Genomic DNA, 20862 nt, shown 5'->3' with positions numbered 1-20862 from the left:
TTATTGCCGTAGTTAACGGATGTTCTGATTTTGTGACCAATTCGTTAACTTCATTCAGACTAAACGACGAACTGGTCTTTATTCAACCGGACCAGTTTGTTTTTTACCCACTTTGTTGACGAAGTTATCAAAAACAGATGCTTTATTGTCACTTAGAGTCGCCATTTTGGTCTGGTTTTAATACCAAATTAGCAACTGGTTGCACCATTAAATATAAAATAAGTTGCATTAAAGAGACTGAATTTTAATATGTTCAGGTAGGAAGTTGTGATGATTTGAGATGAGCTCAGGCAGTTTAGAAAAGAGATCCATGAAAATAAGGTATTGATATATATGATTAAATAGCAAAAATAGAAGTATGGGTAATTGGGGCTTTACTTGATTCACTCTGGAAAACGAAAAATTTAAAACTGGTATGGTCTATTTGATTAAAAAAGAAAAACGAGGCGATAATTCGCCTCGTTTTTTACTTTTCAAACCCATTTTTGTGACGCAGACACGTTTTTATCTTGCGAGCACGAGGTTATTTAGAAATCGTATTGCAGATACACAGTGTTGTAATTGCTGCCGCCTTTAATCCGACCGAACTGCGAAGCCTTTTCAAATATTGAAGAACGGTGATGTAAACCATACCCTATCCAAAGATGGTCCCACTCAGGTTTACCGACCATATCACCAACATTGAAGTCGAATGAAATATCCAAATAGTTCATCAGGTTACTCATGTTCTCGTATTTACCTTCCAGCTCACTGCTTTCAATGTAGGTAATATTTTGAACATAAGAAATCCCTTCCGCCGCTCCGAATTTCCAACGGAATGGCCACTCAAAGGTGTAATACGCTTTCACTGCAATAACATACTCAGGGCTGGCACTTTGAGTAGAACTGTTCCAGTGCCAAGCAGCGCCTGGAGTTAAGTAAATATCAATGGGGGCACCAAAAAGCTCATCGGTTAAAGGATGACCGTAGAAAAACGAGGTCATCTTATTGCCGTTTTCATCGGGTTCACCCTTAAACTTAAATATGTCACCCATATCTGAAGGTGTGGCAAACCCTTGTGCGACACGAAGATACGGGCGCGTGGTTATGTCAGACCGAGAGGCGGTATTCTTGTCGTTAAAGAAACCGAATCCGACAAAGTACTCCTGACCCCACCGCTCTTTTACTGCGATGTTATCGTAGGCGTTGTCATCAAGCATCGTCGCATAAGCGCTGCCTAATAAGTACAAGTTAGACGCGACACGATAGCGAGTTTCGAAACCCACTTTAAACTCAACACCACCGCCAATTTGCTTACCAAAACCGGGGGATCCCTCTAAACCATTGGCTCCATAGTAATAGGAGTTGTAGCTGTCTGATTTGATTCTTAGCTCTGCGCTGGGTTTGAAATCCCAATTTTCGGTCGAGCTTTTCGCCGTCGCACGCACATTACCGAACAAGCGTGCGTCATCATCGCTCATCAGTTCAGCATCTATATACCAATCAGAGTCTTGGAAGAAATGTCGATACTGGACACCCAAATCAAACGAATGACCACCATAACGGTTTTGTTGCGAGGCGGGTAAATCGACAAATCGAAGACGAGAGAACAGATTGACTTGATAATCATCCTGCTTGTAAAGGTGCACACCACCTTCTAAACCATCTAAGTAGGCACTTTCGCCGTTGTAATAGAAAAGAGGAACAAAGGTCGATACTGAAGAATCAGATTCGCCGGGAAGATTGTAAACAATGGATGCACCTCGGTAGGCCATCGCTACGCCCCATTCTTGTTCTTTTACCTTTTCTTCTGAAGCTATCGAAGGGAAAGTCATCGCACCCAAAAGCAAAACAGTTGGAGTCAGGTGGGTTGAAGCATGCATAGAAATCGAGCACCTCAATTTATTAAAACATTGAACATTTGTACCTGGGTAACCTTAAGATGCTAGATCCAGCGTTTAATCACTCTGACTTAGAGTTTTATTGAGTTACTGGTCAACAATCGTAGTAAAATCAGAGAAATTACTTTAAGATTCACGCAAAATTGCCGCTACACTTAGTAGAGGCGTACAGTATAACGAATCATTGTGAAAGTATCTGAATTATTGCAAATATTAAGTAAATTCTCCGATAACAGCGATCCCCAAGTTGTGACGGGAGAAGAGTGGTTACCAGAACGTTTACTCACAACCAAGCTTGATGACGATCTTCTGTTCTTGCATTTCGACCATCAGCCTGCTGACCAAGGCGGTGATGAAGAAGGGCGTGGTTTTGTCGAGCATGAGATCTCAATGCTACGAGATAAGATTCGTACCATTGTTGAGGAGGAAGGCGACTCGAATATGAAAACAGAAGCGTTCCTTGCTCTGTTTCTTATTGGGCATGAACGCTCTTCATCTGAAGTGATCGAAATTCTAGAAGAAGACGTTGATTGATGCGTTAGCTGCGCATCTGAAATGTTCGAAACTCAAATTTGGGGTTCATCCTAGTTCAAGTCTGAACGGTTAAGACGACACGGCGGTTGCACCCTTTCACTTTGTTCTCTATTTGTTCACATATTGGCGCTGTTTCTCCGTAAGCACGTAAATCTACCTGCTTTTCTTTGCCGAAGGTTTTCTTTAAGAACGTCGCAACGTTTCGCGCGCGTCTTTGTGACAACCCTTTGTTGTATTCGTCTGTGCCGACTTCATCAGCGTGTCCTTCTACAGCAATGGAAACACTGCTATCCAACAAGTTGATGTAATCCAATAATATGTGTTTATGTTCGTCACTGAGTTTGTCTTTATCGAAGGCGTAATTCAGCACCAATGTCTGGGAAATGCGGTCATAAATACACTCGTCGCTCACCGAAAACTGTTCCGTAATGCTATCTTCACTCACGAACAGAGGTTGCTCTGGCTGCGTAACATGGTGAGTGAGTAATTGACCCGATTGCTGCGTGCCCAAGTGATTGTTCGCTAGCACACGAGTCGTTTTTAAATATACATTTTCTTCCGCTAAACAATTCGCTGCGGCTTGCCCTGATAACAGCAAAAGTACGCCAAACGCCATTACTCTCATAGTGAGCCCTCATTTCCTTTCAGTCGCCCTGTCTCTTCATTCAACAGGTTTAAAATATGCTTATAAACATCGCTGCCATTTTTGGCATGAAGGACGTTGTCTTCCCCCACGCAATCAAAAAAGCCATTCACAGCTTGGTTCATTTCAAAATCGATACCTATCACACCAAAGGTGACAGAAATAGGTTCTCCAAAACGGTCAGTCTTGTTTTCTAAATCCGACACCATATTTCTGCAGAGCCCATATTTCGTGAACTCTTTGAGTATCCGTGTTTTCCGCCAACTGCCATCTGGGCTATGAATTGCCCAAGGTCTCTCGGTATCCTCACCATCGGATAGGACGATGATCACTTGTTGAGGGTTGTACTCTTCTTGGCTATTCGAAAGTTCGGCCACGCGGAGTAAACCCTGCCATGAGTGAGTAAAGCCACCTGCTTTAAACGCTTTAAACTCATCGCTGAACCCGCTGTAATCGTCGGTCAGATCAATATCGTGGAACAGTCGCCTCGGGCGATAGTTATGCCGTTCAAGCTCGGGACTGATAATTAGGGGATTTTTTTTGTCGTTGCGATGGACAATTGAATCGTTCACTCTTTGTAAAACCACATGTTCGAACACTTCGCGTCTACCATTGATTTTTTGATAGTTGAAGTGGTTGTACCCCACAAGCGCTACGCGGCTTTTATGGCTATTGAATCGGTTGAAGTTTTCCAGGTCATCCAATATCAAATTAATGGTATTTTTTACTGTGGCGAGTTTACTGCCTCGCCCAGGGCTTGCTGAAAAACGTTCACTCATGGATCCACTAAAATCGACAACAAAATAGATATCTACCGGTTTAGGTAGGTACTTTCGGCTTGTCGACGCACCAGAAATCTTGAATTTTGGATTTAGACCCAAACTGCTGTAGCTGATCCAAGAGTTGTGCTCGGTTGTCGCCGTCACCACAAAATCCGCAAAAGGAGAGATCTCGCCAGCATCTTGAACACACCCTGTGTCGTAATCGCAGCGCGTATCGACAATCGATATTGCCACCTCACCTTCGTTAAATGGCATATAGTGATTGACGATTCGAGACGCCAGTTCCGTGTCTGGGGCATTATTTCCGGTAGAAGATGAAATCAACCCGAGGCTTGCCACTTCTGTTGCCTCACTTAACTTGGCGTGCGCGTGCAACTGTTGCGTGGTTTGCATTGCCAACGCCAACATGCCAAACATAAAGGGTAGACAGCACATGAAAATCAGAAAAGCTGCTCCTTTTTGCTTGTTCATCGACCCTCGTTTCATTGAGCGCCGATTTTTAATACGCTGATGCTTTGAACATATGTTCTGTAAAGACATGGCTAAATCCTCGCAAACGAAAAGGCAGACGTAACAACATTGAGCAGCTCGCCTTTACTCGCACCCAATATGTTAAAAGGCGTTCGGTAACAAAGTGACACTTTGTAAACGGGCAACTTACGGTTTCGAGACGTGGTCGGGATAATCTTGTCCACTTCTCTTAGCGGCGTAAAATTGCATCCTGTCACCCACCCTACTTCGCGCATCGCGTAAACTTGTCGGTCGGGATAAACCACCAGCTCCTCTATTCGAATGCCAAACTTATTTGAGTCAAACTGATTCGACATCCGATTCATTGCCGAAATGCCCACGGCGTATAATTCTGCCGCCAGCAGTTTGCATTCCCCTGCGTACCGACATATGTCGCCTTCGTCACGGAACAACTCTCGCCGCTCAGACATCACCGAAACGAGTGAATACGCGAGCCGATCCATTTGCCCTTTTTTGGCAGTGGCAACGAGAAAGTTCACCTGCATAACAAAAAAACCCGTCACAAACACCAACACCAAAGCAAGCTCAATGGTAAAAGCGCCGCGCTGCACATTTGAATTGGAAGAACGTCTAAGCACACGAGCCTCCTTGACCTAACTTAAAGGTGCATCGCTCATATTCCTGAATTGCCATTACTTCACGGCGCATTTCTATCGATGGCAGTAGGAAATTAAAAATAGGGGAATACTCAAAGGCCACTTCGTAAAGTGCTAACGCTTTGTTTTGGGGTTCAGAGGACACTCCCGAGCAAGACGAAAACTCTCTGACAGATGTACTGCAACGAACGAGCGTTTGATAGCCATCGATGTAGTGAATACGAGACTGAATCGATTGGCTATCAATGACCGCGGGAAGAAAAATACCCCCGCTTCGACGAATCGCAGACCGAATGGCTCTGTCATAATTGATCGTGCTAATGGCGTCTGCCCTACCCAATTTTTTAGTGTCAGATACTGCTCTCGTGATGGCGTGATCGGTCACCGCAATGGCGTAAACCATCAAACACAGTTCAAACCATGTCAGCACCATTAAAAGTAAAATCGGTAAACCAAAGGCAGCCTCTACACTGATGACCCCTTTTTGCTTCTTAAGTTGTGACGTTCCAATCGACATAGTTAAGATTACCTACAGCTCTATGTGTCGATTTTTCGTGTAATCCACAACAAACGCCCCTTTCACCTTCATTCGGTTTAGGTACGCTTTCGCTTCTTCAATGGAGCTAAACTCACCAATACAGTAGCGTTTCCAGAGGTTATGAGAATAGGCGTAAACCGTTCCATAATTCGTACGCAGATAATTCAGGTACTCACTCGAGATCGCTTTATACGTCGCCAATACTTGGATTCGGTAAATCGACGGCGCTTTAGGTTTGAGGTTTTGCGGGTTGAATACCATTTTGCTGGCGACGGGTTGATGGTTTCCAGCTTGGTCGACCGCCATAGCGGCAGTTTGTAGTTGGGTTTGTGGCTTATACACCGCACTTTCCTCCGCATAACGCGATTGATTAACAGGCCGAGTTGCGGCGCTGGTTGAACGAGTTTGAGTCTTGGCGGAAGACGAGCGAGCCATTTTGGGCGCAGGTTTCTTTTTCACCGATTTCATCAATTTGGTCAGTTGCGTTCTTGCCTCTTCTTCAGGGTATTTTTCTCGAAGCGCATCTAAGGCAATATCCGGTCGGTTCGCATTCACAGATGCCAAGATTAAATTTGAACGCACTTTTTCATCGTTTGGTTGATCGAGATATAAGTCGTACAGCATGGTCATCGCATCTTCGTATTGCCCCTGCATGAGGTTCACAACGGCAATGCTATTTTTCGCTTCTCTATCCGACGCTCCGAGCTTTCTACTCTGTTCAAAATACTCAATTGCCGCCCCGTATTGCCTTTGCTGAGCTTTAATTTTGCCCATAAGAATATGGTGCTGATATTTGTCACCACCTTCATCCAGATAACGCTCTAACCACTGTTCACTTTCTGCGAAACCACGCTTCAGGTAAGCAATTTCAGCTTTGGCTAGCATCACTTCAGGCTCGTCTTTTTCAGACTCATCGAACGTATTGAGATAAAGCTCCGCTGAAGAGGTGTCTTTCAAGTCGATATACACATTCACCAGCTTAATTTTGTATTCGTCATTTTCTTTAATATTGGCTTTATAAAACTCCACCAGTTGCGTCTTGTCGTTGGTTCTCAACAACAAGTCCTCTTTGGTATCCAACTCACTGTTGGTGGACGCACAACCAGTTAAAGCAAGTGAGAGTAATAAAGCGCACTTTACATTGGTCCAAATTTCGATAGCCCGTCTTTCATTAGCCATTTGAAAACATCCTTAAAATTCCAGGGGCAGCAATCAGCACAACAATGGGAACCATGATGAATGTGATAAGTGGTATGGACATTTTGGCGCCCATTTTTCCTATCTTTTCTTCGAGATCCATCATGTTGATTTCACGTATGTCAGTTGCCAATGTCGCGAGTACCGGCCCGACAGACGAGCCATACTGCAAACTCTGAGTCAGTGTCATTACAAAACTCTGTGCTTCGGTTGTAGGGACAATGTCATAAAACTCTGCCAACGCCTTTTCCAGCCCCACCACCCTTGCTCGTTCGGTGGTACGCCTCAACACAAAAGCCAAATTTTCATCCACCGTTGCGATTTCGTTACTCAGGAATTCCAAGGTAGATTCGATGGTCATACCGGTGTGAACGCAGACATTCATCAGATCGAGTAAAAACGGCAATCGTGAGCTGATGTGCTTGACGTTCTTTTTCGCTCGCGCCGCCACATAGGTATCCGGCCCAATCAAAAATAGAACTAAAGCGACCCCTGCTATCATGAAGAATTCAGCAAAATCGAGGTCCCCAATAAAGAACCCGTAAAGCGTGCTTAAAAACACCAATAGAAACGGAATGAACTTAAACAGGTAGTAACTTTTGGCGACAAACTCGTTGTAAATCCCTGCGGCAATCAGTTTTTGTCGGTTTTCTTCATGGTTGAAACTGAATGCTTCCACCAGCCGATTCATGATCGCCAATTGCCGTTTTTCTTCTTTGGTCGAACCGATGATTTGACTGGTATAGAACTTAGCAACCAACGAATCCCACATCTTGATAAGAAACCAAGCAAAGATAAGGGAAACAGCAAGCGCGAAAGCTAAGAAAATAGTGGTGCGTAGATCCATCAGTTCACTCCACGCAAAATCATGGAGATACAGAAAAAGCCAATAAACTCACTGATCAGAACGTAATAAAAAATGGGTTTTCCACCTTCTTCAAACATCACGAAGTTATAGTTTTCTGGGCTAGTGAATCTCAGAATGAGAAGAAAGATGATTGGTAGGCACGCCACAATTTTTGCTGAAGATCGCGCTTCTGACGTTAAAGCATTTTTCTTTTTTTCCATGGCTCGCGATTCAAACATGATTCGGTTGATTTTGTTGATCACGTTTTTAAGCTGACCGCCTCGGCTCAGGTTGATTCGAATGGTCGAAATGAAAAAGAAGTACTCCACGTATGGGAAGGTAGTCGCGCTGCGTGACAACACATCGTCTGGATCTTCACCAATCAGTAAGCGTTCTGCCATGAATTTGAATTCACGCCCTACTTCGTTATCCAGCTTTTCGCCCACGTACTCAAATGCGTGAATGATACTTTGCCCAGCAGCGATGGCACCCGACAAAATATTCAGCGCGTCTGGAAAGTCACTTTTGAATTTCTCTTCTTTAATGTCGCTGAGTTTGAACAGAAATACGATGAACAAAATAGGCTGCCCTATCGCTAAACAGACCAGAAAATCTTGGCTGAATAAGAACAAGTTAACCGCATAAATAAGTGCTCCACTGATCAGCAAAAACAGCACTATTTTTTTAGGTATATTGGGCTCCAACAGCTTTTTCAGCTTCTTGAAAATAAACTTCACTTGGATCCACACACTGGTTTCAAACCGATCCATATCGATGACCGTTTTGACACCTTCTATCCCATCAAACTCTGTTTCTTGATCGATAAGTGCGGTCACTTTTCGACTGGTTTTCTTATGTTGGAACCAAAATACAATGGCAACCACGCACCAAATGGCGAACACCCACATCATGAGAACAGCTCCTCTAATGCGTCCTCTAAGCCGAAAAATTGTGCTCGCTCGTACACGATGGAACGTTTGGATAAACCTGGAGAGCGAAACTCACCATCGATTTTTCCATCTTCCAATGTGCCTTTGTTCTCGAACCGGAAGATGTCTTCCATCACCACGCTATCGCCCTCCAAACCAACGACTTCGGAGATGTAGAGCACTTTTCTGCTACCATCGTGCAAGCGCTTAACCTGCACAATCAAATCCACCGCGCTCACAATGGTGCGTCGGATCGCCTGAATAGGTAAGCTTGCCGTTGCCATCATCACCATGCTTTCTGTTCGAGCAACCGCATCCCTTGGCGTGTTGGCGTGAAGTGTCGACATCGATCCATCGTGACCCGTGTTCATCGCTTGAAGCATTTCAAACGCCTCACCGCCACGGCACTCACCCACAATAATTCTGTCTGGTCGCATACGTAGGGAGTTGATCACCAAGTCGCGAGCGGTGATTTCACCGGTTCCTTCAACACTGGCTTGGCGAGTTTCTAGACGAACGATATGCGGCTGCTGCAATTGCAGTTCCGCCGCATCCTCAATGGTAACGATACGTTCTGTTTCACCGATGTAGCCCGATAGTGCGTTGAGCAATGTGGTTTTACCCGAACCCGTACCACCAGAAATCAACACATTGCATTTGCAATGGCTGGCAATGGACAAAAGCTTTGCCATTTCGATGGAGAGAGCGCCGAATTCCACCAAGTTTTCGAGTTTTATTTTATGCTGTTTGAATTTACGTATAGAAATGGAGGTGCCGTCTATCGCAAGTGGGGGAATGACGATATTGACACGGCTGCCATCTTCTAAACGCGCATCACAAAGCGGCTTGGATTCATCGATTCGACGCCCTACATTTGAGGCAATTCGTTTTGCAATGGTGCTGAGTTGTTTTTCGTTAACGAACTGAATCGGCGACTTCTGAACTTTGCCGCCAATTTCGATAAAGATATTGTGTGGCCCGTTGATCATAATGTCTGAAATGTCATCGTTATCGAGCAAGGCTTGCAGTGGCCCCAGCCCTTTTAGCTCTGCAAGTAGCGCCTTCACTAACTCAATGCGCTGTGAATTGGACACCTGTAACCCTCTCCTGTCGATAAGCAGGTTAACGGTTTCTTTAAGCTGGGCTTCCAAGTCTTCGTTACTGATTTCAACTAAGGTTGACGCATCTAACGCGTCAAAGATTTCATCTCTTAGCTCTATGTAGATTTTATTAAACTGGCTCATCTACCCCTCGCTTATTTCTTGAACAAAGAAAATTTGGATTTAGGGCGGATGTTTTTTCCGGTAAGGTCTTTCACCATTTCAACGACTGGCAAAGAGAACTTACTTTTAATCACCGCTTTCATTCCCTGCTGAATCAATAACTTTTCCAAGCCCGATTCGTATGAAAACGACAGCGCTTCTTTCCGCTTAACTCGTTCTTTGGCGTTCTCTAAGGGCACCATGTAGTCTTTCGCAGGGCGATTTTGAATGAACAACACTTGGTGAGCCGATTTACCCATCTTTTTCTTAATGATGTTATAGGCGCGCAATGACGCTACAGACGGATCGCAGATCAGGTAAATACGGTGATACTTTTCACTCAAGTCTTGATCGTGCACTTCTTCAAAAGATGTCAGTGGCACAGAGTCCACAATAAAGTTGTAATTACTTTCAAGCTGATAGGAAAGGTTATGCAGTGTAGAGGCATGGTCTCCAACACAAGCGGTGGTTTTTTCGAGAATCAAATAGTCGAGCTTATCGTCGACCTTCGAGACATAGGTTTGAGCGATGGCACTGTCTATGTCTCTCTGATTCAAATCGATGCTGTTATGCCTTGGCTTTACCCCTTTCATACCGAGAAAAATGTCCGAGGTAAACGCGCCAGAATCGTGATCCACCAGCAGCGTTTTCAACTGCGCTTCGGAAGACAATCCGTACGCCACTAATGAAGATATGGTCGAGAGCCCAATTCCGCCTTTGCAAGAAAGCAGAAGAACGCGTTTTGCAACACGGGTTTTATTCACCAATGTTCCGGTTGCAGATTCAGATACGCTCACTGCATTGAGCAGATCTTGGAGATTTTCATCCCACAAGACGTATTCTGCGCCGAGGGCTTGTACGCGGTTTTTCAACCGAATGGAATCCGAATTGCTGATGGCAATAATGCGAATACCTACGTCCAACTTAGTGGTAATGTCACTGATTTCTTCAACGACATTGTTCGACTGACGAAAATCCAACACCACGTGTTTGATTTTCTGCTTACCTAAATCCATGTTGGATTGGCTGGTCAACTCTGGCATTTCAATCAGCGGTGGAAACCCTTCTATCGCATACAAATCCCTTACCGACTGAACAAACTCCGCATCGTCGGAAACCAGTAAATCGGAAAACTCGGATACAGCTTTTTTGGGAGACGTCGAGGTTTTAAATAAGTTGTTTAAATCCATCGCTTACTTAACACCTTTCAGAGGCTGACTCAGGCTGATCACTCGGTTGTATTCAACCGCGCACCCGAAATGGAAGTTTTGCGCATTACCCATATGAAGAGATTCGCACTGTTTCTCGTTAACTAAGGTGTATCGAGAAACAATTGAGACAGCTTTATCGGACAACGGGCGAGACTCACTATCTGTGTCACCTGATTCTTTTAACTTCGCGCTGATTCGATGGCGATCAATGCCTTTTGTTTTCGCCGACTCCAATAATTCCGCAACAAACTCACTTTCGTTAGGGTGATAGAAGACTTCAAACTCCGACTTTTTGTGGTGCTTATTCACGTCGCCGATAAACCCCATGCTGCGTTTCAACGCGATGTGTTTATCAACAACATTAAATTCGTATATCTGCTCTAACTCATCGACTTGGGTTGAGTTCGTAGACATTGGAGAACTGCAACCGATAAGCAAAAGAGGCGCTGAAATCGTCACAATTTTTGAAACGAATGAGTGTCTTAAGAGCATTAAAAACCTCCTGCTTTTATGGTTTGTTCTACTTCTGGATCAGATAAATTGATTCTGAATAGCCGCTCTAAATCGCTGCTCGCTTTGAACTTTGGCAACTTGATGTCTTTGCTTTTTACCGGATCAACTAAGTTAACGGTGGCTACTATGATCAATTCAGTTTTCGTACGGTTGGATTTGGTGTGGCTAAACAACGCGCCAAGAATTGGGATGTCGCCCAAGACAGGAATCCGGCTTAATGTTTCACGCTCTTCTGTTGTTAATAACCCTGCGAGAACAAAACTTTGCCCATCTTTAAGTTGCACTGTGGTTTGTGCTTTTCGAGTACGTAGAGAAGGCATGTTGTAGAACGCGTTACTTTGGCTATTCGATGCATCAATCGAACTCACTTCAGGCAGAAGTGTTAATCGAATGTTTTCTGTGTCCGTTACTTTACCGACCATCGATAGTTTAATGCCGTACTCTTTGTATGAGATGGACACACCATCGCCGTCTCGCACCACCATTGGTAATTCGCCGCCGACTAAAAAGCTCGCGGTTTCGCCAGAAATAACCGACAGATTTGGCTCTGCGAGCACTTGCCCAATGGAATCGTCCTTACTGGCGGCAATCACCGCGACGATGTCCTCAGCCGAAAATTCTAAGATTTGTTTCACGTATTTACCGGGTTGACCAATGTTGCTGTACGAAACACCCAGTTCCGACAAAAAGTTGCTAGAGACTTCTGCGACGGTCAGCTTTACGTTTATTTGTTCGGTGGACAGAACCTTGAGGTGATTGATAATCCCTTCGAAAACGAAACTTTCGGTGTAATCCAACTCGTTATCAGACCCACTGTCTTCCAACTTGTATGTATTTCTCGTGGATTTTTTCTTCAGCATTTCACCAACTAAGCGATAGATTTTCTTTTTTACTTCTTCGCTTTGAACGGTGCCGTCTAAAACCACCTGCTCACCGACATTAGTCACGTTGACTTCTTCATCCGGAAAATGAGCAACAAGCATCTGCTTAACCAAACGCAAACTCTTATTCACTACAATTTCTGAGTTGTAGATTTCATTGCCACCGCGATCAAAAACGATCAAACTCGCCGTGCCCACACTGACTCCATGGATTACGATTTTGGTTTCATCTATTACTTTGTAGTCGGCGATGTTTTGGTCGGACACAAAAACGGTATCTATCGTTCGATTGGTTTTCACCGTTTTTGCCGCGCCCTGATCTATCGACACCAGTTCAGCTGCGCCAATATTGAGGTGCGTAAATAAAGCAAAAATGAGAACGGCTACTTTTGTATTTTTCATTATTCACTGCCTGCTCTGAGTTCTCTGACCCCATGTTGTTTTTCAAGTAAGTCAACGCTGCGTACGGAAAGAAACTGATTGGTCATGTTGGAGGGCACAATACTGATCTGCCCAATTTGCTTAGCGATATCCAATTTCATTACCTGACGAATACTCAACTCAATCACCAAGCGTTTTGCTTTAACTTGACGCCCCTGCTCGCTGCTGGATTCGCCTGTATCGGTGACTTGGATAACCTTAGCGTCATGAATCAGAACTTCAGAAATCAGGTTGCCCACATCTTTAAATTCCGCTTCATGAATATTCGAATAGGAATTGGTGGTGGAGATGAAGCTGACTTTGTCACCCGAATAGGTGCCAATGGCATCTAGCACACTTTTCCCATCGGTTTCGTAGTAGTAAGGCACGTGATCTTTCGCCAAAGTAAAGCTGATGTAATCATCGTCACCAGGGAACGATAGCTGAGATCTTTTAAGCAGTGTTCCTTTGCTAAGTTGAGCTCTAAAAAGACTACTTTTTGGAATCTTGCTGCCTTGAACCAGCAAGCCATTTTGCTGCGCTTTTGTTTCTGTCATCTCAACCCATTCCACATTGGCCAAGCTGTATTGAACCCCTTTTTCTACAGGCTCAACTAAAGTCAGAACGTTAACCGTCGCTTCTTGTGTTGAAGCGGGTATTACTGGGGCTTCACTAGCAAATAAAATATCTTTGGAATAAAACAGCCCTAGAAATAACAACGCAGAAAGTAAGATAAAGAGAACAGGTTTACTCATGAAGCGTAACTCTTATGATTGTGGGTAGGAAAAGCCTACCCATATGGTGAGAATAATTAACCGTTGCTGCCAGTACCGCCACCATTACCACCAGAAGGGGTAACTTGCTCTATATTTGAAGTAACATTTTCAATCGCACTTCTAATGGCATCACCTAAACCACTGTTAAATGCCGCCAAAATAATGCCCGAAATAACAACAGCAATGATTGCATATTCAACTGCAGTTACACCGCGCTCGTCTTGTTGGAATTTAGCCAATAGGTTTGTAATTGTGTTTAACATTGTCATTTAATCCTTCTTTGAATGAACCGAAATGAATATAACAACGAAAACAAAAGCGGCAATTAATAGTTACTTATACAACTATTAATTATGCTTATAGTTGTATGTGATAAACCGTATCTATTAGGTTTTTAGCTATTTATTATAAATTTTGTTTCTAACCTTATTAGATCATTTTATTGAAAAGAAAATAATTCCAACAATAAAAAAGGCAAGCATTGACCTGCTTGCCTTATTTTTTAACTTTTTAAGTTTAATATCTCGTTTTAACTACCGATATTTTTTGGAATAAATATCACATTGTGGCGAGTTTGGGTTCTGACTGAATAAATAGCTCTTTGATTTGATTCGTCAACCCGACTTGGCTTAGCTCTTTAAATGTCGACTCACTGCACCATGCAAAACAATTCACGATATTAGATGTTTTATGTACCCTAAGATTATTTGATTGAATACTCCAACTTGGACAAACTAATACCGTACCAGGTTCTTCCATTTCACCTTTCATTAGCCTTGAAGAACTCGTGTTAAACCAGCTTTGTATGTTTGCCGTTCCAATACCCACTTCTTGTAGCAGGCCTGAAACCTGCTCTCTTTCAATAGAGCTGCAATGTACAATACGAACCGGATTATTCTGGATAATGGGCTGATCAGTTAGTCGCTGACACACTACGTATTGGGTTCTCTTCACTTTCACCATTTGTCCTGTTCGCGAGGGCTCTGAATTTACCCCTAGAATAATGTCATATTTACTGGCATCTAAATCTTTCGGATTGCGGAAATTGACCAAACTAAGATCGAGATGGCTTAATATACGAAATGCCTTTACCACCTCATCAACTAATTCAGTTGAAAAAGAATCTGATACCGCAATCTTATAATGTTCTTTATTTTTGGTTTTCCCTAACTCTTCGAAAAGCTGATCATAAAGCTCTAAACTTAGTTCAGTATACTTTAGTAAGATCTTGCCCTCCGTCGTTAACTCAAAACCTTCTTCCCTGTCGAAAATACTTGCACCTATATGAGCTTCAACCTTTTTAATATGTTGTGATACGGCGGGCTGAGTGATAAACAATGACTCAGCTGCAGCCGAAAAGCTCTTACATTTTGCGACACATGAGAATGTTTTTAAGTATTTAATTTCTATCACATTTCTCAGCATTTGATTTTACTCTTACTATTTAGTGCCATTATAAACCTAGCCTGTACTGCTACTCATTCAATTAGGGTTCATATAAATGGGGGCAAAGAAATATCGTCTACACCCAACTTACAATACGCGAAACCGAATCTATCAGGCTAAGTCAATATCTTTCGTTTGAACGTGAACGGCGTGTGTAACCAATTATAACAACCTCTTTTTTTAACTGATTAAATTTCAAACGACAAACATTACTTCCATAAGATTTATAAAAAGCATGATAACAAACATTCTTATTTTATAATCTAATTTCACATCACATATATATGATTTTCTTATAAATTTTTCTAATAGCGCGATAACGCTTTGTAATACCTAGCCATTAATGGGTTAGCGAACGGTTAAAAATCCTTAATTTTCATTAGATTACAAATCGTACATTACTTTGTCCATTTTTTTGAACAAATGTATCATTTCTAATGTAACAATATTTTTTACCACACAGTAGACATCAGTTATTTTTCTAACTTATTTCTTTTTGCGCTGTAATAAAGACAAATTGCATTTATTAATATATCTATAACTCTTAGTGAAATAATAGAAGACCACAACATGTAAATTATTCGTTAATTTAACTACTACTGTTACGTAAAAAAATGAGTTGTTTCACTTTCAATCAATGATATAAAACACTTCTCCACTCATCGTATGCCTTACTCTATAGCAGTTTCATTGCCTTACAAGCTCAAAAGGTAAGAAGACAAACCAATAATTATTCAATCAGTTCAAACAGCGAAAATTGAAGTAATAAGGCAAGCATAACGCCCAAGGTGAGTATCCAAACATCATCTGGATATTGAGCTTTAGGCGTATCGCTAGAATAAAGGGAAAAATGAAAAGAGCAGCGTCTAGGCTGAAAGCCAGTTAGCTTTTCTTTGGTTGAGAAGTCGTTGGTAGACACGCCTTTGGTGCGGAAGTCTTTGGGGTAAAAAAGTCACTGAGCGAAGCTTCTCGGAGTTACTTGGTTATAGGAACGGAGGTGCTTTCTCTTACTACTAACTGAGTTGGAACCTCAATATGTGTCGCAGATTCTCGACCTGCAATTTGGTCCAATATAAAATCGGCCGCTCTTTCACCCATCATTCGAGACGGGACGCGAATAGTGGTTAAGCTTGGTGACAGGTGTTCGCACAAGGGCAAGTCATCAAAACCAGTTATGGAGACTTGCGTTGGCACAGAAATACCCAATTTATCGCATTCGGTTAAACAGCCAAACGCCAACACGTCGTTACCACAAATAAGAGCAGTCGGCCTCTCTCGTTCCGGTTTACCCAGTAGGTGTCGACATGCATTTCTGCCTTCCCATATATCGTATCGGCATTCAACAACGTCTTGGGGCTGCAGGAAGATACCCGCTTTTTTAAGCGATTCTTTTGCGCCTTCTAAGCGCGCAGTTGCTCTGTCGTTTCCTTTTGTTATTCCGGAAATAAGTCCAAAGCGAGTATGCCCCTGATCAAGGAGATACTCAGTCACTTGCTGCGCCGCGGTGAAATTGTCGAACCCAACACAAGGGTGTGGGCTTGTCCGGTCCAGCGCCCAAAGATTGGCAAATATCTGGTTATGTTGTTTTAAGATGGAATACGTTTCAGGCGCATGATCATTTCCAACCAGTAGCAACCCATCAACCCCCTGCTCCATAATATCTCGAACCTGTTTGAGCTCGTGCTTGGGATCGTAGTTACTGACCGCCAACATAAGAGTGTATCCCTCTTCATATAAACGTCGTTCGAGTGCGTTAATGCCTGAAGCAAAGATTGCGTTATCGATGGTTGGAATTATTGCGCCTATCATGCGCTTTTTGTTGGAGGCGAGTGCCCTCGCAGCGCCATCACGCACATAGCCCAGCCTGTTAATTTCGTCTTCAATGCGAGCCCGCAACGTTTCCTTAACTTGATGGGGTTGATTCAGTGCCCGTGAAACCGTAGCGGTGGAAACCCCTGCCGCTTTGGCTACATCGCCCAAAGTTGGCTTGTCTGAAGATTTGCGTAAGCGCTTACCTTTTACCATGTTTTTCCAACAGTTAACCAAGACGTTTGTCAGTATAAACTTTATACACATTTATATCAGATTGACTATAACGAACTGTGACTAAGCTTAAATTCAAGCGGCATTTCAATCGCAAGAGAAACCGATAAGTCTTTATTATTCATAACCTTAAATTGCAAACACCAAAAGATAGTCGAATTAAAAATGAAACCAATTGACTATAAAACCATCAATTTCCGTGATCAACATTGAAAAAATTGATTAACTTTTGCTCTAATTGAAAAAATGTAAGCGCTTACAGTTGACTATTATTTAGTCGATAAATAAGGTGGTGTTAATGAGTTGTTAATCAAACCACGCAAGGATGATAACCATGCCTACTTCGATATCAGAAAAGTCATCTGATGCATCACAGAAATCTTCAGGATCTCATCCCGTGCCTATTACCGCTGGAAGTCGCAAATATTTAGTGCTCAGTATTGCTTCTTTTGTACTTTACCTCTCTAACATTCTTGTTGGATGGGCTTCCATTCGGCACGACTTTCCTATTCCACCTTTAGACGTAGTACCAGAAGCACTGCTGCTTGCCGCAGGCGCTGCATTTGGTGTCATTTTTATTTTGCAGCAAGAAAAACAAACAACCTAAGAACTCAGTTTTGAGTAGATGGTCGATGCACTGCCCATCAGCAGTAAAGCGTTGCCCGTGTTAGACGCTAAAACAGGTTCGTAGACAACAATCCAACGTCATTTCAATCACGTGAACATGGAGTCAAAAAATGAAAGGAATCAACGAAAGCGACCAAATCGAGTCTATCGAGCGTCGGAAATTCTTTGAAGTTGCAGGTAAAGCCAGTGTCACTGCCGCGATAATGGTGGGTGCTGCGGGCGCTTTAATGAGCCCAACAGCCGCTGCCGCTATCTCAAAAGAAGAGCGTGAACGTCAGAAAGCAGCCAAATACACGATGACCATTGCAACCGCTTACATTCTCGGTGCATCTCGTGGTTACCCTATTATGCAATTGGATTTCAAAGAGAATATCCAAAATATGACCAACGGTCAGGTCTACGTGAAATTAGCGCCAGGTGGTCAACTTGGTGCTGGGGGCGCACTGGCTCAGAAAGTACAGCAAGGCACCATTCAGGCTGCGCAGCACTCGCTTTCTAATTTCTCTTCTTTCGCACCTGTTGTGGACTTAATCAATATTCCTTATTGGTGTGGTGAAAACCAAAAGTTTGTCAACTTGGTGAATTCAGCGGAGTGGAAAGCAGAAGTGGACCCTAAGCTTGAAGAACGTAACTTTAAAGCATTGTGGTACGTCACCATCGATCCACGTGTTGTTGCCCTTCGTAAAGGCAGAGACGAAATCATTAAAACCCCAGATCAAATGGAAGGCATTAAGTTCCGAGTTCCGGGTTCTAAAATCCTTCAACAGTTTTACCACTTGCTCGGTGCGAACCCTACGCCAATCGCTTGGGGGGAAACACCTTCCGCTATTAAACAGGGTGTCGCCGATGCACTGGATCCGAGTGTAGAAGCGTTAAACATTTTCGGGTTTAAAGATGTGCTTTCTTCTGTGACTTTCATCCGTTCAGTACCGGATGCTCAAGTGTTCTCATGTAACTTGCAGTGGTTTAACAAGCTACCAAAAGACGTGCAAGAAGCAATTGAAGCCGCAAGCGAAGTAACAGCGCATCAAAACCTCGCTAAAGTTCCCGCTGCAAGGGCATATGCGATGTCTGAACTTGCTAAGAATAACGTTCAATTCTACTCCCCTACGCCTTCAGAGCTTGCTCAATGGCAAGAAAAAGCAGGGCATCAACTGGCGGTTTGGGATTCAACGAAGAAGTCACTGGCGGGATCGCTGGACACTTTCGACAAGTTGCTTGAAGCAGCGAACACTAAAGGACGTTACTACGTCCATGACGTGTAGGGCGTTGGCAGCCGTAGTTTACTTTGCGGCTGCCCTTTTTCTCTTTTGTTTCCCTTATCAAGGTGTAAAACATGCAACAAAGTCGGTTTTCAACCATAGAGCAAAATTTAGAACGATGGCTCTGCCTAATGTTCTATTCAATGATCGTACTGACGATCATCTCTGAAGTCACCAGACGATTTGTGCTCAGTTATTCCTCCATTTGGGGAGAAGAAGTCGCTCGATACTGCTTTATCTACCTAGCTTGGATAGGCGCTTCACTTGCGGTTAAAAACCGCGCTCACATACGCATAGATGTTTTGCTGGGGTTCTTGCCAAATCGCGCACAAATTGCCGTGTACCTGTTCAGCGACTTTCTTACGTTGGGGCTTGCAGTGATTTCATTGATCGTCTCTATCGGACCCGTATTAACGTCTCTCGAATTCGGCTCCGTGACCCATGGTTTACGCATCAGCCAAGTTTGGTTTTTATTTGCAGTTCCCTTTGGTTTCACCTTAATTGTTTTGCGCTTGCTTCAGTCCATTAAAAGGGATGTGAAAGCACTGCTCAACAACGGACAGGTATACCAAGGCGAACGCTTGATCGATTAGGAGGAAAAATGAATAACTACTATTTGCTCGACCAAGCCTCCGCTGCTTCTTATGGCATTGCCGTTTACGGTCCTGTTATTGCCATGGTGGTCATGATTTTCTTAGCCGTACCAATTTGGGTGGTTCTGGGTTTAGGCTCTATCGCGATGTTGGTCTTTACTGATGTGCTGCCACTTTCTCTAGTGGGTGAGTCATTATTTGACGGTATCGATGCATTCGCACTTATCGCCATCCCATTGTTTATTTTAACGGGCGACGTACTGGTAAGAACGGGGCTTTCCAATAAACTGCTGGATGTTGCAGAAGCCTCGACGGGCAGTGCGAAATCAGGCTTAGGGACATCAACCGTTTTGGGGTGTGGTTTTTTCGCTTGTATATCAGGATCTGATGCCGCTGGTGCGGCCGCCGTAGGCCGAATGACGATTGATCGCTTAGTCGACAGAGGTTACCCAAAAGCGTATGCATGTGCTCTTGTCGCTGCTGGTGCTTGTACGGGTATTCTGATCCCACCGTCTATCGCTTACATCATTATTGGTTTGATTTTGGGTATTTCAGCCTCAACGCTGTTTTTGGCTGCTGCTATCCCAGGCTTACTCATTATGATTTCTATCATGGCGACCAATGTTGTGCTTAACGCCATTAATGGGTACGAAAATTCGAAAACAGGATTCTCACTAAAGCATTGGTTTGCGACTATTTATAACTCACGCGATGCATTACTGATCCCTTTCATTATTCTTGGTGGTATCTATTCCGGTATTTTCACACCAACTGAAGCGGCAGCGGTTGCAGTACTCGTAGGGTTGAGCATCGGTTTATACCAGCGAACCATTACTTGGCGTGATTTCCCTAAAATGCTTTACAGTTCAGCGAAAATTAATGGAATCATTCTGCCAATCATTGCGATGTCACTTCCTTTGGCACAAACCTTGGCGGTATTGGAAATTCCGCAAAGCTTCGTGACTCAGATGACCAACATCACGGAAGATCCGGTGTACCTAACGCTGATTATGATTGGAATCCTAATTCTGGCTGGATGCGTCATGGAAACCACACCCAATATTGTGGTGCTTTCCCCCATCTTGTTGCCTTTGGCTCAATCGATCGGCATGGATGAAATTCACTTTTGTATCATGATGGTGACCGCACTGGGCGTCGGATTCATCACACCACCATTAGGGTTGAATCTGTTTGTTGTTTCAGGGGTTACCCAGACACCGGTTTTGCAAGTGGCTAAGTACGCAGCACCTTACGTACTGTCGATGCTACTAGTGGTTTTACTCTTGGCATTTGTTCCAGAGATTTCACTATGGGCACTCCAATTTAACTGATTCGCATAACGCGTTAATTC

At 43.5% G+C, this 20862-nt stretch carries 21 protein-coding genes; 5 read left to right on the top strand and 16 right to left on the bottom strand.

Annotated features, from left to right (window positions below; genetic code table 11):
* Positions 1-527: 527 nt before the first annotated feature.
* Positions 528-1862, bottom strand: a complete 1335-nt coding sequence (locus tag LDO37_RS07750) for a MipA/OmpV family protein (RefSeq protein WP_126607529.1) — start codon at positions 1860-1862, stop codon at positions 528-530.
* A 204-nt stretch (positions 1863-2066) separates the two neighbouring features.
* Here LDO37_RS07750 and LDO37_RS07745 point away from each other — a divergent pair, with 204 nt between their 5' ends.
* A complete protein-coding gene (locus LDO37_RS07745) occupies positions 2067-2414 on the top strand; it encodes a VC1380 family protein (RefSeq protein ID WP_104399049.1) in 348 nt (115 codons plus the stop codon).
* A gap of 55 nt (positions 2415-2469) precedes the next feature.
* Here LDO37_RS07745 and LDO37_RS07740 read toward each other — a convergent pair whose 3' ends face one another.
* From LDO37_RS07740 to LDO37_RS07670, 15 genes are all read right to left on the bottom strand, one after another.
* Complete coding sequence (locus LDO37_RS07740) at positions 2470-3039, bottom strand: OmpA family protein (RefSeq protein ID WP_126607528.1); 570 nt, start codon at positions 3037-3039, stop codon at positions 2470-2472.
* Positions 3036-4310 carry a TadE/TadG family type IV pilus assembly protein gene (locus tag LDO37_RS07735; protein ID WP_126607527.1) on the bottom strand — a complete coding sequence of 425 codons (1275 nt, stop codon included), beginning with the start codon at positions 4308-4310 and terminating at the stop codon, positions 3036-3038. The genes LDO37_RS07740 and LDO37_RS07735 overlap by 4 nt, the downstream gene beginning before the upstream one ends.
* Before the next feature lie 71 nt (positions 4311-4381).
* Positions 4382-4948 carry a tight adherence pilus pseudopilin TadF gene (gene tadF, locus LDO37_RS07730; protein ID WP_126607526.1) on the bottom strand — a complete coding sequence of 189 codons (567 nt, stop codon included), beginning with the start codon at positions 4946-4948 and terminating at the stop codon, positions 4382-4384.
* Positions 4941-5483, bottom strand: coding sequence for a TadE family protein (locus tag LDO37_RS07725; RefSeq protein WP_126607525.1), 543 nt, complete (start codon positions 5481-5483; stop codon positions 4941-4943). The genes tadF and LDO37_RS07725 overlap by 8 nt, the downstream gene beginning before the upstream one ends.
* A gap of 12 nt (positions 5484-5495) precedes the next feature.
* Positions 5496-6683, bottom strand: coding sequence for a tetratricopeptide repeat protein (locus tag LDO37_RS07720; protein WP_126607524.1), 1188 nt, complete (start codon positions 6681-6683; stop codon positions 5496-5498).
* Complete coding sequence (locus LDO37_RS07715; RefSeq protein ID WP_126607523.1) at positions 6676-7548, bottom strand: type II secretion system F family protein; 873 nt, start codon at positions 7546-7548, stop codon at positions 6676-6678. Before LDO37_RS07715 ends, LDO37_RS07720 begins: the two co-directional genes overlap by 8 nt.
* Positions 7548-8459, bottom strand: a complete 912-nt coding sequence (locus LDO37_RS07710) for a type II secretion system F family protein (protein WP_126607522.1) — start codon at positions 8457-8459, stop codon at positions 7548-7550. Before LDO37_RS07710 ends, LDO37_RS07715 begins: the two co-directional genes overlap by 1 nt.
* Positions 8456-9721, bottom strand: coding sequence for a CpaF family protein (locus LDO37_RS07705; RefSeq protein ID WP_126607521.1), 1266 nt, complete (start codon positions 9719-9721; stop codon positions 8456-8458). The genes LDO37_RS07710 and LDO37_RS07705 overlap by 4 nt, the downstream gene beginning before the upstream one ends.
* Positions 9722-9732: 11 nt before the next feature.
* Entirely contained in the window at positions 9733-10929 is a 1197-nt protein-coding gene (locus LDO37_RS07700; protein WP_126607520.1) for an AAA family ATPase, read from the bottom strand.
* A gap of 3 nt (positions 10930-10932) precedes the next feature.
* Entirely contained in the window at positions 10933-11442 is a 510-nt protein-coding gene (locus LDO37_RS07695) for a hypothetical protein (RefSeq protein WP_126607519.1), read from the bottom strand.
* Entirely contained in the window at positions 11442-12746 is a 1305-nt protein-coding gene (locus LDO37_RS07690; RefSeq protein WP_126607518.1) for a type II and III secretion system protein family protein, read from the bottom strand. Before LDO37_RS07690 ends, LDO37_RS07695 begins: the two co-directional genes overlap by 1 nt.
* Positions 12746-13519 (bottom strand): pilus assembly protein CpaB, encoded by a 774-nt coding sequence (locus LDO37_RS07685; protein WP_126607517.1) that lies wholly within the window; start codon positions 13517-13519, stop codon positions 12746-12748. The genes LDO37_RS07690 and LDO37_RS07685 overlap by 1 nt, the downstream gene beginning before the upstream one ends.
* Before the next feature lie 56 nt (positions 13520-13575).
* The gene (locus LDO37_RS07680) at positions 13576-13803 is read right to left on the bottom strand and encodes a Flp family type IVb pilin (protein WP_317982734.1); all 228 of its coding nucleotides are present in this window, start codon (positions 13801-13803) and stop codon (positions 13576-13578) included.
* Positions 13804-14098: 295 nt separating this feature from the next.
* Positions 14099-14965, bottom strand: coding sequence for a LysR family transcriptional regulator (locus tag LDO37_RS07675; RefSeq protein ID WP_224055393.1), 867 nt, complete (start codon positions 14963-14965; stop codon positions 14099-14101).
* 996 nt (positions 14966-15961) lie between these two features.
* Positions 15962-17011, bottom strand: coding sequence for a LacI family DNA-binding transcriptional regulator (locus LDO37_RS07670; protein WP_185829705.1), 1050 nt, complete (start codon positions 17009-17011; stop codon positions 15962-15964).
* Positions 17012-17363: 352 nt separating this feature from the next.
* On the opposite strand from LDO37_RS07670, the gene LDO37_RS07665 reads away from it, so the two are divergent.
* The 4 genes from LDO37_RS07665 (at position 17364) to LDO37_RS07650 (ending at position 20842) form a co-directional block, all read left to right on the top strand.
* Positions 17364-17636, top strand: coding sequence for a hypothetical protein (locus LDO37_RS07665; RefSeq protein ID WP_101113693.1), 273 nt, complete (start codon positions 17364-17366; stop codon positions 17634-17636).
* A gap of 130 nt (positions 17637-17766) precedes the next feature.
* Positions 17767-18921 (top strand): TRAP transporter substrate-binding protein, encoded by a 1155-nt coding sequence (locus LDO37_RS07660; RefSeq protein ID WP_126606265.1) that lies wholly within the window; start codon positions 17767-17769, stop codon positions 18919-18921.
* A gap of 71 nt (positions 18922-18992) precedes the next feature.
* Entirely contained in the window at positions 18993-19511 is a 519-nt protein-coding gene (locus LDO37_RS07655) for a TRAP transporter small permease (protein ID WP_126606266.1), read from the top strand.
* Between the two features lie 8 nt (positions 19512-19519).
* Positions 19520-20842, top strand: a complete 1323-nt coding sequence (locus LDO37_RS07650) for a TRAP transporter large permease (RefSeq protein ID WP_101113690.1) — start codon at positions 19520-19522, stop codon at positions 20840-20842.
* Positions 20843-20862: the final 20 nt, after the last annotated feature.

Source organism: Vibrio penaeicida (genome assembly GCF_019977755.1).
Classification (GTDB): domain Bacteria; phylum Pseudomonadota; class Gammaproteobacteria; order Enterobacterales; family Vibrionaceae; genus Vibrio; species Vibrio penaeicida.
This window is presented reverse-complemented; position numbering and strand designations above follow the sequence as displayed.

Coding starts and splice junctions, on each gene's coding strand:
- LDO37_RS07750 (WP_126607529.1), bottom strand. CDS start 1,862: ATGCATGCTTCAACCCACCTGACTCCAACTGTTTTGCTTTTGGGTGCG.
- LDO37_RS07740 (WP_126607528.1), bottom strand. CDS start 3,039: ATGAGAGTAATGGCGTTTGGCGTACTTTTGCTGTTATCAGGGCAAGCC.
- LDO37_RS07735 (WP_126607527.1), bottom strand. CDS start 4,310: ATGAACAAGCAAAAAGGAGCAGCTTTTCTGATTTTCATGTGCTGTCTA.
- LDO37_RS07725 (WP_126607525.1), bottom strand. CDS start 5,483: ATGTCGATTGGAACGTCACAACTTAAGAAGCAAAAAGGGGTCATCAGT.
- LDO37_RS07720 (WP_126607524.1), bottom strand. CDS start 6,683: ATGGCTAATGAAAGACGGGCTATCGAAATTTGGACCAATGTAAAGTGC.
- LDO37_RS07715 (WP_126607523.1), bottom strand. CDS start 7,548: ATGGATCTACGCACCACTATTTTCTTAGCTTTCGCGCTTGCTGTTTCC.
- LDO37_RS07710 (WP_126607522.1), bottom strand. CDS start 8,459: ATGATGTGGGTGTTCGCCATTTGGTGCGTGGTTGCCATTGTATTTTGG.
- LDO37_RS07705 (WP_126607521.1), bottom strand. CDS start 9,721: ATGAGCCAGTTTAATAAAATCTACATAGAGCTAAGAGATGAAATCTTT.
- LDO37_RS07700 (WP_126607520.1), bottom strand. CDS start 10,929: ATGGATTTAAACAACTTATTTAAAACCTCGACGTCTCCCAAAAAAGCT.
- LDO37_RS07695 (WP_126607519.1), bottom strand. CDS start 11,442: ATGCTCTTAAGACACTCATTCGTTTCAAAAATTGTGACGATTTCAGCG.
- LDO37_RS07690 (WP_126607518.1), bottom strand. CDS start 12,746: ATGAAAAATACAAAAGTAGCCGTTCTCATTTTTGCTTTATTTACGCAC.
- LDO37_RS07685 (WP_126607517.1), bottom strand. CDS start 13,519: ATGAGTAAACCTGTTCTCTTTATCTTACTTTCTGCGTTGTTATTTCTA.
- LDO37_RS07680 (WP_317982734.1), bottom strand. CDS start 13,803: ATGTTAAACACAATTACAAACCTATTGGCTAAATTCCAACAAGACGAG.
- LDO37_RS07675 (WP_224055393.1), bottom strand. CDS start 14,965: ATGCTGAGAAATGTGATAGAAATTAAATACTTAAAAACATTCTCATGT.
- LDO37_RS07670 (WP_185829705.1), bottom strand. CDS start 17,011: ATGGTAAAAGGTAAGCGCTTACGCAAATCTTCAGACAAGCCAACTTTG.
- LDO37_RS07665 (WP_101113693.1), top strand. CDS start 17,364: ATGCCTACTTCGATATCAGAAAAGTCATCTGATGCATCACAGAAATCT.
- LDO37_RS07660 (WP_126606265.1), top strand. CDS start 17,767: ATGAAAGGAATCAACGAAAGCGACCAAATCGAGTCTATCGAGCGTCGG.
- LDO37_RS07655 (WP_126606266.1), top strand. CDS start 18,993: ATGCAACAAAGTCGGTTTTCAACCATAGAGCAAAATTTAGAACGATGG.
- LDO37_RS07650 (WP_101113690.1), top strand. CDS start 19,520: ATGAATAACTACTATTTGCTCGACCAAGCCTCCGCTGCTTCTTATGGC.